Genomic DNA, 13,198 nt, shown 5'->3' on the forward strand with positions numbered 1-13,198 from the left:
CACGTGCCCTTGTGCGACCCCGTCGGAGGCTTCCCGTCCGGGCATCGCCGACTACCCGACCTGCGAGACGCCGGGACGTTTACCCGGACCCCCTCCTCCAGGAAGGCTCGAAGAGTTACTTCATGCACCCCGAGGAGAACAGAGCATGCCGTCGTACCTGTCGCCCGGCGTCTACGTCGAGGAGGTGGCCAGTGGTTCACGTCCCATCGAGGGGGTGGGCACGTCCGTGGCCGCCTTCGTCGGACTCGCGCCGACCGGTCCCCTCAACGAACCGACGCTGGTGACCAACTGGTCCCAGTACGTGGCCGCCTTCGGCGAGTTCGCCGATGGGTACTACCTGGCTCACTCGGTCTACGGGTTCTTCAACAACGGCGGCAGCGCGGCCTACGTCGTCCGCGTGGGCGGTGTGCCGGGCGGTGCGGCCGCCGAGGCCGCGGACGCGACGCCGGCGCTGCCGGCCGCCGAGCCGCTGCCCATGGGCACGTTCACCGTCACTGCCGCCGCGTCGGCTCCGGGCACCGGCCCGGTCACCGTCGAGGTCGCCGACGCCGAGGGCGAGGGCCCGGCCGACCGCTTCCGGCTGATCGTCAAGGAAGCCGGCAAGGTCGCCGAGACCTTCGACGTGTCGGCCAAGAAGAACAACCGCAACTACGTCGTCACGCAGGTCAAGGAGCGTTCGAAGCTGATCGCCGTGCAGGAGTCCGCTCCCGCCGCGCAGCTCGCGCGTCCCGAGAACCAGACCCTCGCGCTGCCCGTCGCCCCGCCCGTCGTGGCGACCGGCGACCAGCCGGGCCCGGCGGAGTACCTGGGCGACCCCGCAGACCGCACCGGTTTCGGCGGTCTGGAGGCCGTCGACGAGATCTCCATGGTCGCGGTCCCCGATCTGATGGCCGCCTACCAGCGCGGCGCCATCGACGCCGAGTCGCTCAAGGCCGTGCAGCTCGGTCTGATCGCGCACTGCGAACTGATGGGTGACCGGGTCGCCCTGATCGACCCGCCGCCGGGACTCAACGCCCGCGACATCCGCGTCTGGCGCCAGGAGACGGCAGGCTACGACTCCAAGTACGCCGCGCTGTACTACCCGTGGGTGAAGGTCTTCGACCCGGCCGTCGGCCAGACGCGGCTGGTGCCGCCGAGCGGCCACGTCGCCGGCGTGTGGGCCCGCAACGACTTCGAGCGCGGTGTGCACAAGGCCCCCGCGAACGAGGTGGTACGCGGCGCCGTCGACGTCGAGATGAAGATCACCCGTGGTGAGCAGGACCTCCTCAACCCCATCGGCGTGAACTGCATCCGGCCCTTCCCCGGCCGTGGCATCCGCGTCTGGGGAGCCCGCACCCTGGCCTCCGACCCGGCCTGGCGCTACCTGAACATCCGCCGGTACTTCAACTACCTGGAGGAGTCGATTCTGATCGGCACCCAGTGGGTGGTGTTCGAGCCGAACGACGAGGCGCTGTGGGCCCGTATCAACCGCAACGTGTCGGCGTTCCTCGTCAACGAGTGGCGTAACGGCGCCCTGTTCGGCTCCCGTCCCGAGGACGCGTTCTACGTCAAGTGTGACGAGGAGACCAACACGCCGGAGTCCGTGGACCTCGGCCGGGTCGTCTGCGAGATCGGTGTGGCACCGGTCAAGCCCGCCGAGTTCGTGGTCTTCCGCCTCGCCCAGTTCTCCAGCGGCAGCGGCGAACTGGAGGAGTGAGCGGCACCCCGCTCCTCCGTCCCCACCACATCGATGACCGCGCAGCTATAGAAGGACGCGTACAACAGCATGAGTCTTCAGCCGGGTGACGCTCTCACCTCACACAATTTCGGACTGCAGATCGACGGCGTCATGGTCGAGTACCTCCAGGAGGTCAGCGGCCTGAGCCAGGAGCAGGACGTCATCGAGTACCAGCAGGTCTCGGCCCAGGGCAAGCCCGTCACCAAGAAGATGCCGGGGGTGAAGAAGGCCGGTGACTGCACCGTCGTCAGGGGCATGACGCAGTCCAAGGCGTTCGACGAGTGGATCACCCAGTCGGTGGCCGGGCAGATGGCCACGGCACGTAAGAACGCCAGCATCATCGTGATGGATTATCAGAACAATCCGGTCAAGCGATACAACATGCGCAACGCCTGGTGCAGCAAGATCGAGGCCAGCACCGTGAAGGCGGGCGAGGCGGCGGCCCTGACCGAGACCGTGACCATCACCTTCGAAGAACTGGTCATCCAGTAATGCGGCGAACGGCTTCTCACGCCCCCGCAGCGCCGGAGACGGCGTCGCCCCCCGCCGGCCCCCCGGCGCCCGGGGGGCACGGGGCTGCGGGTGAACCCGCCGGTCACCGCCCGCTGCGCGAACTGCGCACCGAGTTCGACTTCGAACTCCCCCGCGGCTACGTGGACGAGTCCGGCTCCGTGCACCGCAACGGCACGATGCGGCTGGCCACGGCCCGCGACGAACTGGTACCGCTGCGGGACGTAAGGGTCCAGGAGAACTCCGCGTACCTGTCGGTGGTACTGCTGGGCCGGGTCATCACCCGCCTCGGGACACTGCCGCTGGTGCACGACGGGGTGGTGGAGAACATGTTCGCCTCCGACCTCGCCTTCCTCCAGGACTTCTACCGGCAGGTCAACGCGGAAGGTCACACCCGCGCCGGAGTCACCTGTCCGCACTGTGAGGAGCCGTTCGAGGTCGAACTCGGCGGGAGCCGCCTGGGGGAATCGTGACGTACGCGACCGACCGTCTGCACGAGGAGATCGCGTACATCGCCTACCACTTCCACTGGGGGCTGGACGACATTCTGGACCTCGAACACGCCGACCGGCGGCGCTACACGGAACGCGTCGTCGATCTCGTGACACGCGCCTCGGCCAAGGGGTGAACCGCATGTCCTTCCTGAATCGCCTCCGCCGCGGGACGGCGAGTGCCGTTCCGTCCGCTGCCGGCACCGGGGCTCCCGCTGCCACAGGGGCCCTCGCTACCGAGGGGACCGGGGCCGGGGCCAGGGCCCGGACCGGGTCACGGGCCGGGGCGGTGCCCCGGCCCCGCCCTTCCTGGCTCGGGACACCGCCCGTGCAGCGCGTGACCGACGACTCGGCGGCTCACGGCACCGCGGTCACCGACGCGCGCTTCGGCGCCCGTCTGAGCACCTGGCGGAACCCGTCCTTCGCGGGCACTCTCTCGCACGCCGTGAGCAGCGCCGCCCCCAGCGGACTGATCAGCGGCCTCGCCGGCCGCGTCACGGGGCCGGTCACGGGACTCGAACAGCCCTCGACGGTGCTGCCGGTGGTTCCCGGCGAGCCCTCGGCGGACGCGGGCGCGCACCACTTGCCGGACGTCGTCCAGCGCGCCGCCGTGCCCTCCGGGGTACGGGTGACCCCCGCGGCCACGCCCCCAAGAGCTCGACGGCGGTCGCTGACGTCCGCGCGGCGGTCACCAGCTGCGGCGCTGCGCACCCTGCCCGCCGCTGCGGCGGAGCCCGTGTCCGCCGGTTCGTCCATGGACGAACCGGCGGTGGACGAACCGGCGGTGGGCGAACCGGCGGTTCCCTCAGCCCCGGGGCCGAACACATTCCCCCGTCCGGCCCCGGTTCGCCCGGTCCCGTCCCCCATGAGTCCGGACACCTCTTCCGTCCAGCGGACCCCGACCCACACGCCGACCACCCCGGTCCCCACCCGGAACCGGAACACCAGCGCTCGCCGCGACTCCGGAACACCCACCGCCACCACTCGCTCAACGACATCCACCGCCGCCGACGTACCAGGCACTGACGATGCGTCCGGCGCAACCACCGTCCAGGGCACGGCGGCTGCCACGGGTACGGCGAGTGCGCCGCATACGCCGAGTTCGTCAAGTGCGGCAAGACCGTCGCGTGCGGTCGCTTCCTCCGGCACAGCACGTCCGTCAAGCACGGCCGGTCCGTCGCCGGCCCGTTCCTCCGCCACGGCGCGTCCGTCGAGCACGGCAGGTCCGTCACCAACAGGTCCCTCCAGCACGTCCAGTTCGGCGCATACGACCAGCCCAGCGGCCACGGCCAGTCCGTCGCGTACGGCCGGCCCCTCCGCCACGGCACGTCCGTCGAGCACGGCAGGTCCGTCACCAACAGGTCCCTCGGGCACGGCCGGTCCGTCGAACGCGGCCGGTGAGTCCGCTGCATCCTCGTCCGATGCACCCACCGTGCCCGTGCAGTCGCGCTCTTCGGACATGCCTGTCGCGCGCGAGCGCCCGGTCAGCCGACAAGGACTCGGTGCTCCCGTCGGCCACGCGCCGCGGGACAGCACGGACACGGCGTTCATTCCACGTGGACGCCGTGAGCACCAGGCGCTGGGCGCGCCGCTGTCCAGGCCCCAGCCGACTGCGTCGCAGCCGGTCGCGCGGCAGTCGGCGGGCGGTGACGCCCCCGCGCCGGTCCAGCGTGCTCACCGAGCCGGCGAGAGCGCAGCCGAAACCACGTCGACACGTGTCGGCTCGGGCTCGGCTGCGTCCGCCACCACACCCGCGGGTCCGGCGGCGTCCCCGTCCCCACGCACCCCCATGCCTTCGACCGCGCCGCCGCCAGTCACGGGTACGACCTTGTCCTCGGACGCGTTGCCGGTCACGGGGACGTCCTCCCTGTCCCCGGCCACGCCGCCATCCACAGGTACGCCCGTGGCTTCCGTTTCGCGTCGAGCCATCGGAACGACCGTCACGTCACCGTCCGCCGGGGCCACCACCCCGGTCACTCGACCGACCGCCACGCCACCGGCGGCACCGGTCACGTTGCCGGTGTCGGGGCACGATGCGCGCGAGCCCGCGGCAGCGGGGACGGAAGGGGTGATCTCGGGTGTCCGGGTGCGCAGGGTCGGCGAAGGCCCCACGGGTGCGCCGGGTGACGCGAAACCCCAGGTCTCCCGTGGGCCGGTGTCCCCGCCCGTGCAACGTGAACTCCCCCCGGTGGGCGGCCCTCCCGCCCAACCCCCGGTGCCGGACACCGGCGCCCCGGGCACCTCCCGCAGCGCGACACGTGGGCTCAGTTCCACGCGTGCGCCGGCCACCTCGTTCTTCAGGGCCGCTGTTCCCGCTACCTTCCGGGGGCCGGAGTCGCCGAAGACCGCCCGAGCAGCGGCCGTTCCACTCCGCGACCTCGCCTCGGCAGCGTCCACCGACGCGTCCGGCCTGCCGTCGTCCGGCTCCTTCACGCGACCGGAGTCCAGTGGGGACTCCCAGCAGCCCGGCGGTCACGGACCCGAGCCGTCGACACGTCTTCCCTCGCTCCCGGCTCCCGCAGCGCACCGCCCGCAGGCTGCGGACGCCGAGGTCAGCGACGCACCCGGGCCGCCGGCCGGTGAGCGGGCACCTTCACCCGCTCGCCCAGGACTGCTCGGCGGCCTCCTTCAGCGGCGTAAGCGGCTACGACGTGCTCCGACTCCCGATGTTCAGCGCGGCCGTGGCACTACGGCACCCCCCGCGGCGTCCGGCACGTCCGCCACGGCCACGGGCTCCGAGCACGGCGGTACCGCCCTCGGCCGCAGGGAGGACACCACCGGGCCTCGCACCGAGACGGGATCACCGTCTCTCGCCGAGGGACCTGTCCCGGTGCGAACCGGGCAGGTGGGCGTACGCACCGGACCCACGGGCGGGTCCGTACCTCGCACTCCGTCCAGCATCACACCTCCCCCCGTCCAGCGTGCCCCCTCGCCCTCCCTCGTGACCCCGTCGGCCAGCCGCACCGAGGGCACGGCGAAGAGCCTGCCGAAGGCCCGGTCGGCGCCCCGGCCGGAGGATGTCTCCGCCCAGGTCCAGCGGTCGGGTCCCGGCGCGCGACGCGCCGGCGACTCGCCGTCCGGGGCAGACGCCGCGAGCGGCGGCGCAGTCGACAACCCTACCGCCGTGCACGCTTCTCGGGGCTCGTTGGTGCCGACGGCACCGACGGCCGGTACGAGCGGAAAGCCCCCGCGCGCGCACTCGGCGGTGCGGCGTGAAACAGGCGCCTCGGATATCGCCCCGGTGCCGCCTGCCCCTGCGCTCGCCACACCTCCTGGCCGGGTGCGCCCCGGAACAGCCTCGAAGCACCTCCAGGCGTCACCGGCCACGCACAGCGGCCAAGGTCCGGTGCGGGGTACGGGGGCGTTCCCCGCACGAGGTCCGCGCACCCGGAACATCCCCGTGGCACAACTCGCCGCACCGGCGCGATCCGCTTCCGCGACCAATGACACGGAAGGGCTCGTCGGTACCACGCCCGCCCAGCGTGCTGTCTCCCTGTCCTCGCCGGTCGTCGGCGCGAAGGGCGTCGCGGACGCGGCCGGTACCACGAGCACCACGGCCCGCCCGGTCGTCTCCCTTGCCCCCGCATCACCGCCGCACCCCGTTTCCCCCGTGAACGACCACCCCGTACGCACCCCGTCCGCCCCAGGCGCAACCCCCGCCTTCAGCCCAACGCCCGCTCCCAACCCTCCACTGCCAACCGGCCCCATGCCCACACCCCGCCCCGCGGCCCAACCACCCGCACCCGCGACATCCCCAATACCCGCGACTCTCGCAGCATCTGCCGCACCCCCGCCACCCTCCACCCTCCAACGAACTTCCGCCGTCCCCCCGGCCTCAGCCGCACCACCGGCACCGACCGGCACCCGACCGGCCACACCGCCGAAGCAGCCAACGGCAACGGCCGCATCCACCCGCACCGCCGACCCGGTCTTCGACGCTCGGGCCCTGACTGACGGTCAGCTCGACGAGCTGACACACCGTCTCGTCGGTCCGCTCACCCGACTGCTCCGTGGCGAGTTGCGCGGCGACCGTGAGCGGATCGGACAGCTTCGGGACGTACGTCGCTGACGGCCGCCCGCACCACCGGTTCACCCATCCACCCAGAGAGAAGACCGACCAGCCATGCCCAGCGACCTCGACCCCGGTTCCACCATCTACTTCACCCTGACCATCGACGGCGAGAGCCTCGGCTACTTCAACGGGTGCGAGGGGCTGTCGTCCGAGGTGGAGATCGAGCACCACCAGGAGGGCGGGAACAACGGGTTCGTGTGGCAGTTGCCCTCCCGGGTGACGCACTCCAGCATCCGTCTCACCCGGCCCCTCACCCCGGACACCGCGAGGGCCGCGGCGTGGATTTCCTCGGTGGCCACCGGTATCAACCGCCCGACGGCACAGATCGCCGCGCTGCGCGCGGACGGCTCCGTCGTGGCCCGCTGGGGTCTCATCGACGTGCTTCCGGTGCGCTGGCAGGGGCCGAACCTGGACCCGGAGAGCCCAGGGGTGGCGACGGAGGTCCTGGAGATCACCCACCACGGTTTCACGAACTGAGGCCCGGCATGGCAGGCAAGACGAACAAGGCCGGCGCGGGCAAGAGCCTGGTCAAGGCGGCGCTGGCGATCCACGAACCACCGGTCGGCCACAGCACCACCCCCGGCTCGCTGATCAAGACCTTCGCTTTCGACTTCAACCCGGCGCAACTGGCGCTCAGCCGCCGTGCGCAGTGGAAGACCACACCGACCGCCGCCGTACGGGACGGCGCGCTCCCGGAGTTCATGGGGCCCGAACCGCGGGAACTGACCGTCGACATCTTCCTGGACTCCTCCAACGAGCCGGGCGGGAACAGTGTGCTGAAGAAGGTGGAAGCACTGTTCTCGTGCTGTGAGGTGACGCAGAAGAGCATCGCGGCCAAGCAGCCCTCGACCCCGTGGGTGGTGTTCCAGTGGGGTTCGTTCTCCACCGCGCGGTTCACCTCCTACGTGAGTTCCGTGCAGGCCACGTACACCCTGTTCGGCACGACGGGGGCACCGATCCGGGCCACCTGCCAGGTACACCTGCACGAGATCCCCGGCCGGGCAAAGGGCCAGAACCCGACATCGGGCGCGCTGACCGCGCGGCGTGTGCACCGGGTGGTCGCCGGTGACTCCCTTCCGTCGCTCGCCTGGCGCGAGTACGGGGACTCCACCGCCTGGCGTGCCATCGCCGAGGCCAACGGCATCGACGACCCGACGCGGCTCGCGCCGGGTACCGAACTGGTACTGCCCGCGGGCGAGGAGGTGAACGGCTGATGGTGCAGTCGGCGTTCTCCAGTGTCATCGATGTCCGGATCGGCGGTAAGCCGCTGCCCGCTCCGATCGCTCCGCTGCTGGTGGGCGGCTGGGTCGATCTCGGTGCCGGGGTGCCCGGGGCGTTCCGGCTCAGCTTCCGCGATCCGCGCCGCAAGGTCCTCGGCGAACTGGGCGTCACCATCGGCGCCAAGGTGGTGCTGGCCCCCGTCGCCGACGGCAAGGGCGCCTCGAACCCGCTGCTGACCGGTGAGGTCACGGGCCTGGAGACGGAGTACGACGGCACGGGCACCTTCACGGTCGTCCGCGGTTACGATCCGGGCCACCGCCTGCTGCGCCAGCGCCGGGTGGCCGCCTACCGCAACCAGACGGCGTCCGACATCGCCCGCAGGCTGGCCGGGCTGAACGGCATCCCCGTCGGCAAGGTGAGCGCCACCAAGACGGTCTACGAGTTCATCAGCCAGGCCAACGTGAGCGACTGGGACTTCCTGGCCCGGCTCGCCGACGAGAACGAGATGGTGATGTCCCTGGACTCGAAGGGACGGTTCCGGTTCGTCATACCGGAGCCGGCTTCGGGCGCGCCCGCGGTGGGCACACCCGGTGAGAAGAGCCCCTTCGTCCTCCAGGCGGGCACGGACGTGCTGCGCTGCCGGGCCGCGGTCACCTCGGCCGACCAGGTGGCCCGGGTCGAGGCGCGGGGCTGGGACGTACTGGCCAAGAAGCGGCTCACGGCCACCTCTCCCGCCCAGTCGAATCCCGCGGTCGGCATCGGCACCACACCGGGCGAGGTGGGCGGGGCGTTCAAGGCCGCGACCCTGGTGGAGACCCATGTCCCCTACGACCGGCAGGCGGAGGTGAAACACGCGGCGGACTCCCTCGCCGACGACGTCACCTCCTCCTTCGCCGAACTGGAGGTGACGGTCCGGGGCAACCCGGAGCTGCGGCCCGGTGTGCCGGTAGCCCTCACGGACGTGGGCAAGCCGTTCGAGGGCAAGTACACCGTGACGTCGGTGCGTCATGTCTTCGGTGACGGCAAGCACTACGAGACCTGGGTGACGGTCAGCGGCCGGCAGTGGCGCTCGCTGTACGGGCTGACGTCCGGTTCGGACGGCGCCGCCTCCGCCTCGCGGCTGCCGAGTGTGGCGAACGCCCTGGTGACGGACGTACAGGATCCGTTGAAGGCGGGCCGGGTGAAGCTTCAGTTCCCCTGGCTGGACGACACCTACGTCAGCGACTGGACGCGGACCGTGCAGATGGGCGGAAAGGCGGGCGGCGGCATCTTCCCGATGGACGTCGGCGACGAGGTGCTGGTCGGCTTCGACCGGGGCGCTCTGGACCACCCGTTCGTCATCGGCGGCCTGTACAACGGCAAGGACAAGCCGACGGTCGTCAAGGACGTACCGCTGCACGACGGTCTGAAGCAGCAGGCGGTGCGGCACACCCTGTCCGACCGGCAGGGCAACCGCGTCGACCTGCTGAGCCAGCAGACGGGCGCCCGTCGGCAGGGGGTGCGGCTGGCGAGCGGCGACGACCGGCTGACCATCCACCTCGACCGGACGAAGACCGAGATCACGGTCGACAGCAAGGGCACCGTGAGCATCCGGGGCAGCCGGTCGGTGTCGGTCGAGGCGGGCACCGACCTGACCCTGTCCGCCCGCCGCTCGTTGAGCATCAAGAGCGGCGGGACCCTCACCCTCACCGGCCGCGGCCCAGTCAACCTCTCTTCCACCACCGGCCCGGTGAACGTGGACGCCAAGGGCGCGCTGGGCCTGAAGTCGCTGGGCGCGGCGACCCTGTCGGCCACCGCGAGCGTCCAGGTCAACGCGGTCGCCAATGTCAGCATCCGCGGCGCGACCCTGCCGCTGATGGGACTCGTCACGATCAACGGGAAGCCGGTGCCTCTGTAATGGCCCAACAGTTCGTCGGTTCCGGCTGGGCATTCCCGCTCAGGATCGGACCCACCGGGGGCATCGCCCTGGTCAGCGGGGAACGGGAGATCGAGGAGGCCATCCGGCTGGTACTGGCCACCGCGCCGGGTGAACGGCCGATGCGCCCCGAGTTCGGCTGCGCCATCCACGACCTGGTGTTCGCACCCGTCAACGAGGCCACGGCCGGACGCATCCAGTACGAGGTGCACGCGAGCCTGGACCGCTGGGAGCCGCGCATCGAGGTCGGCGAGGTGGAGGTGACCGCGGGCGGGGAGCAGGGCGTGCTCTTCATCGACGTGCGCTACACGATCCGCGGCACCAACAACCCCCGCAGCCTGGTCTTCCCCTTCTACGTCATCCCCTCCCACGACTCCCACGACGATGCACCGGCCGGAGCCGCGGGCCCTGGCCCGCGCGTGCCGGCCGCAGAAAGCGATCACTAGATGGCCCTGCCCTCCCCCAACCTGGACGACCGCCGCTTCCAGCAGTTCGTCGACGACGCCAAGCGCTACATCCAGCAGCGCGCCCCCGAGTGGACCGACCACAACGTCTCCGACCCCGGCGTCACCCTCGTCGAGACTGTCGCCCACATGGCCGACCAGATCGTCTACCGTCTCAACCGGGTGCCGGAGAAGAACTACCTGGCCTTCCTCGACCTCGTCGGCATCACCCTCTTCCCGCCGGCGGCGGCCCGCACCGACATGACCTTCTGGCTGTCGGCGCCGCTGGAGGAAGCCCTCTTGGTGCCCGCCGGCACGGAGACTTCGACGCTGCGGACCGAGGCCGAGGAAGCGGTCGTCTTCACCACCGAGCGGAACCTCACGGTGGTGTCGTGCGGCCTCGACCGGCTGCTGGTGCACCGGGCCGGTGAGGCCATGACCGATGTCACCGACGATCTCACCGCGGCCAAGGACGTCCACTGCTTCTCCGAGTCGCCGCGCCCCGACGACTGCATGCTGCTCGGTCTGAGCGCGGCGGTGCCGCACTGCGCGGTCGTACTGGACCTGGACAGCCGCGTCGACGGTGTCGGCGTCGACCCGCGCCAGCCCCCGCTGGTGTGGGAGGCGTGGACCGAGGACGGGTGGATGGCGTGTGAGGTCGACCGGGACGGCACCGGCGGTCTGAACCGGCCCGGCGAGGTGGTGTTGCACGTCCCCGGTGAGCACACCGTGTCACGGGCGGCGGGCCACGAGGCGGGCTGGCTGCGCTGCCGGGTCACCGCCCCGCAGGCCGGGCAGCCCTTCTACTCACTGTCGCCCACGGTGCGCGCGGCGGAGGCGTTCACCATCGGCGGCACCACCACGGCCGTCCACGCCGAGACGGTACGGGACGAGCCGCTCGGTGAGTCGTCCGGACTGCCCGGACAGCGGATGCGCCTCGCCCACGCTCCGGTCGTCGGTGACCGGCCGCCGCTGCACCCGCAGGTCGCCGAGGACGGGGGGTGGCGGGACTGGGAGGTGGTCGCCGATTTCGCCGCCTCCGGTCCCACCGACCGGCATGTGACGCTGGACGCCACGACCGGCGAGGTGTCCTTCGGCCCGGCCGTGCGGGAACCCGACGGCACACTCCGGCAGTACGGCGCGGTCCCGGCCAAGGGGGCCGCGGTGCGGGCACGTCTGTACCGTACGGGCGGCGGCCGGGCCGGCAACGTGGCGCGGGGAGCGGTGCGGGTACTGCGCAGTTCCCTCCCGTACGTAACCGAGGTTGTCAACCGCGAGGCCGCCCGCGGCGGCGTCGACGGTGAGACCGTCGAGGAGGCCAAGGTCCGCGCCCCCATCACCCTGCGCGCCCAGGAACGCGCCGTCACCCTGCGCGACTACGAGGAACTGGTACGGCGCGCGGCGCCCGACACGGCCCGGATCACCTGCCTGGCCGGCGAGGAGAGCGAGCACGGCGCGCACGCCGTACGGGTCCTCGTCGTCCCGCAGGCCGTGCCCGACCCCGGCGGACGGCTCCGCTTCGAGCAGCTCGTGCCCGAGGACGCGTTGCTGCGGCGCATCACCCGCTACCTCGACGAGCGGCGGCTGATCGGTACCCGGGTGGCGGTCGGCCCGCCCTTCTACCAGGGCGTCACCGTCGTGGCGACGCTGCACGCCTTCCCCGGCATGGACACCGACCGGGTACGCCGCCGGGCCCTGGACGCCCTCTACCGCCACCTCGACCCGCTGACCGGCGGCAGCGAGGGCACGGGCTGGTCCTTCGGCCGCCCCGTGCAGGCGGGAGAGATCTTCGCCGTGCTGCAGCGCGTGCCCGGCGTCGAACTCGTCGACAAGGTCACACTGCATCCGGCGGATCCGCTGACCGGCCGCCGCGGCGAGTCGAACGACCGTATCGATCTGGCCCCGCCCGCCCTGGTGTTCTCCTTCGACCACCGGGTCCGCGTGTTGGGGGACGACACGTGAGGGGCTCCGTCGACGGGCTCGCCTCCGCGCTGCCGATCGGGGAACTCCTCCCTGCCGTGTTCGCCGAGGACGAGCTGGCACAGCGGTTCGTCGAGGGGCTGGACAAGGTGATGGCTCCGATCCTCGTCGTTCTGGACAATCTGGACGCCTATTTCACTCCGGCGCTGGCGCCGCTGGACCACACCCGCTGCCTGGGCGGCTGGGTCGGTGCGGAGACCGACGGCGGCGAACCGGAGGACCGGCTGCGCCGTGCGGTCGCCGCGGCGGCCCGGCTGCACCGGATCCGAGGTACGCGGGAAGGGCTGGCGGAGGCGGTGCGGCTCGGTTTCGGGGTGCTGCCGGAGATCGACGAGAGCGGTGCCGCGGGGTGGAGTTCCAAGCCGCTCGGCCCCGTACCGGGTGCCGTCCGCCCCCACCTGACCGTGACGCTCCGGCTGCCCCGGCCCACGGCCGCCGACCGGCACCGGCTGGACGCCCTGGTGGCGGCCGCCCGGCCCGCGCACATGCCCTATACCACCGAAGTCATCGCCACCGACGTCACCACTGACACCACCACCCTCGACATCACCACCGAAGGGAATCCGCCCTCATGACCAGCCAGGCCCCGCGCTCCGTGGACGGGACGCACCGGTGCGGCGAGTGCGACAGCGCGGCAGATCCGGACGAGCCGTTCTGCGACGCGTGTGGCGCCGTCCTCAGTTGGGGCCGGCCCTCGCAGCCGGCCTCCAGGTCCGCCGCACGCCGACCGCCCGCCGCACCCGCCGGGTCCGGGTCCACCGCGGCCGGGTCCGGCCACGCGTCGGACGACGCGTCGACCCGTCCGACGGCCACGACAACCGCTGCTGCCCCTGCGTCGGCGCGGGCCGC

The 13,198-nt window shown here is 71.9% G+C and carries 12 protein-coding genes; 10 read left to right on the forward strand and 2 right to left on the reverse strand.

Translation table 11 applies throughout. From position 1 onward, the window contains the following. Positions 1–145: 145 nt before the first annotated feature. From KUM49_RS43580 to KUM49_RS43595, 4 genes are all read left to right on the forward strand, one after another. Positions 146–1,696 (forward strand): phage tail sheath family protein, encoded by a 1,551-nt coding sequence (locus tag KUM49_RS43580; protein ID WP_217242484.1) that lies wholly within the window; start codon positions 146–148, stop codon positions 1,694–1,696. 69 nt (positions 1,697–1,765) lie between these two features. Continuing rightward, positions 1,766–2,209 (forward strand): phage tail protein, encoded by a 444-nt coding sequence (locus KUM49_RS43585; protein ID WP_217242485.1) that lies wholly within the window; start codon positions 1,766–1,768, stop codon positions 2,207–2,209. Continuing rightward, entirely contained in the window at positions 2,209–2,700 is a 492-nt protein-coding gene (locus tag KUM49_RS43590; protein WP_217242486.1) for a hypothetical protein, read from the forward strand. Before KUM49_RS43585 ends, KUM49_RS43590 begins: the two co-directional genes overlap by 1 nt. Beyond that, positions 2,697–2,855: a DUF6760 family protein gene (locus tag KUM49_RS43595; RefSeq protein ID WP_217242487.1), complete on the forward strand. Its 159-nt coding sequence runs from the start codon at positions 2,697–2,699 to the stop codon at positions 2,853–2,855. Before KUM49_RS43590 ends, KUM49_RS43595 begins: the two co-directional genes overlap by 4 nt. Before the next feature lie 220 nt (positions 2,856–3,075). Here KUM49_RS43595 and KUM49_RS43600 read toward each other — a convergent pair whose 3' ends face one another. After that, positions 3,076–4,059, reverse strand: coding sequence for a hypothetical protein (locus tag KUM49_RS43600; RefSeq protein WP_217242488.1), 984 nt, complete (start codon positions 4,057–4,059; stop codon positions 3,076–3,078). 333 nt (positions 4,060–4,392) lie between these two features. Continuing rightward, the gene (locus KUM49_RS43605; protein WP_217242489.1) at positions 4,393–4,599 is read right to left on the reverse strand and encodes a hypothetical protein; all 207 of its coding nucleotides are present in this window, start codon (positions 4,597–4,599) and stop codon (positions 4,393–4,395) included. Between the two features lie 2,242 nt (positions 4,600–6,841). Here KUM49_RS43605 and KUM49_RS43610 point away from each other — a divergent pair. From KUM49_RS43610 to KUM49_RS43635, 6 genes are read left to right on the forward strand one after another with little or no spacing between them, the layout of a single operon-like run. Continuing rightward, positions 6,842–7,267: a phage tail protein gene (locus KUM49_RS43610; RefSeq protein WP_217242490.1), complete on the forward strand. Its 426-nt coding sequence runs from the start codon at positions 6,842–6,844 to the stop codon at positions 7,265–7,267. A gap of 8 nt (positions 7,268–7,275) precedes the next feature. After that, positions 7,276–8,004 (forward strand): LysM peptidoglycan-binding domain-containing protein, encoded by a 729-nt coding sequence (locus KUM49_RS43615; protein WP_217242491.1) that lies wholly within the window; start codon positions 7,276–7,278, stop codon positions 8,002–8,004. Beyond that, positions 8,004–9,908, forward strand: coding sequence for a VgrG-related protein (locus KUM49_RS43620; RefSeq protein WP_217242492.1), 1,905 nt, complete (start codon positions 8,004–8,006; stop codon positions 9,906–9,908). Before KUM49_RS43615 ends, KUM49_RS43620 begins: the two co-directional genes overlap by 1 nt. Further along, positions 9,908–10,372: a GPW/gp25 family protein gene (locus KUM49_RS43625; protein WP_254402659.1), complete on the forward strand. Its 465-nt coding sequence runs from the start codon at positions 9,908–9,910 to the stop codon at positions 10,370–10,372. The genes KUM49_RS43620 and KUM49_RS43625 overlap by 1 nt, the downstream gene beginning before the upstream one ends. Continuing rightward, complete coding sequence (locus tag KUM49_RS43630) at positions 10,373–12,331, forward strand: putative baseplate assembly protein (protein ID WP_217242493.1); 1,959 nt, start codon at positions 10,373–10,375, stop codon at positions 12,329–12,331. After that, entirely contained in the window at positions 12,328–12,924 is a 597-nt protein-coding gene (locus KUM49_RS43635) for a phage tail protein (protein WP_217242494.1), read from the forward strand. The genes KUM49_RS43630 and KUM49_RS43635 overlap by 4 nt, the downstream gene beginning before the upstream one ends. Positions 12,925–13,198: the final 274 nt, after the last annotated feature.

It is taken from the genome of Streptomyces sp. AC555_RSS877 (genome assembly GCF_019049245.1).
GTDB lineage: Bacteria > Actinomycetota > Actinomycetes > Streptomycetales > Streptomycetaceae > Streptomyces.

Excerpts from the sequence above, each read along its gene's own strand:
- KUM49_RS43580 (WP_217242484.1), top strand. The coding sequence starts at position 146 with ATGCCGTCGTACCTGTCGCCCGGCGTCTACGTCGAGGAGGTGGCCAGT.
- KUM49_RS43585 (WP_217242485.1), top strand. The coding sequence starts at position 1,766 with ATGAGTCTTCAGCCGGGTGACGCTCTCACCTCACACAATTTCGGACTG.
- KUM49_RS43590 (WP_217242486.1), top strand. The coding sequence starts at position 2,209 with ATGCGGCGAACGGCTTCTCACGCCCCCGCAGCGCCGGAGACGGCGTCG.
- KUM49_RS43610 (WP_217242490.1), top strand. The coding sequence starts at position 6,842 with ATGCCCAGCGACCTCGACCCCGGTTCCACCATCTACTTCACCCTGACC.
- KUM49_RS43615 (WP_217242491.1), top strand. The coding sequence starts at position 7,276 with ATGGCAGGCAAGACGAACAAGGCCGGCGCGGGCAAGAGCCTGGTCAAG.
- KUM49_RS43620 (WP_217242492.1), top strand. The coding sequence starts at position 8,004 with ATGGTGCAGTCGGCGTTCTCCAGTGTCATCGATGTCCGGATCGGCGGT.
- KUM49_RS43625 (WP_254402659.1), top strand. The coding sequence starts at position 9,908 with ATGGCCCAACAGTTCGTCGGTTCCGGCTGGGCATTCCCGCTCAGGATC.
- KUM49_RS43630 (WP_217242493.1), top strand. The coding sequence starts at position 10,373 with ATGGCCCTGCCCTCCCCCAACCTGGACGACCGCCGCTTCCAGCAGTTC.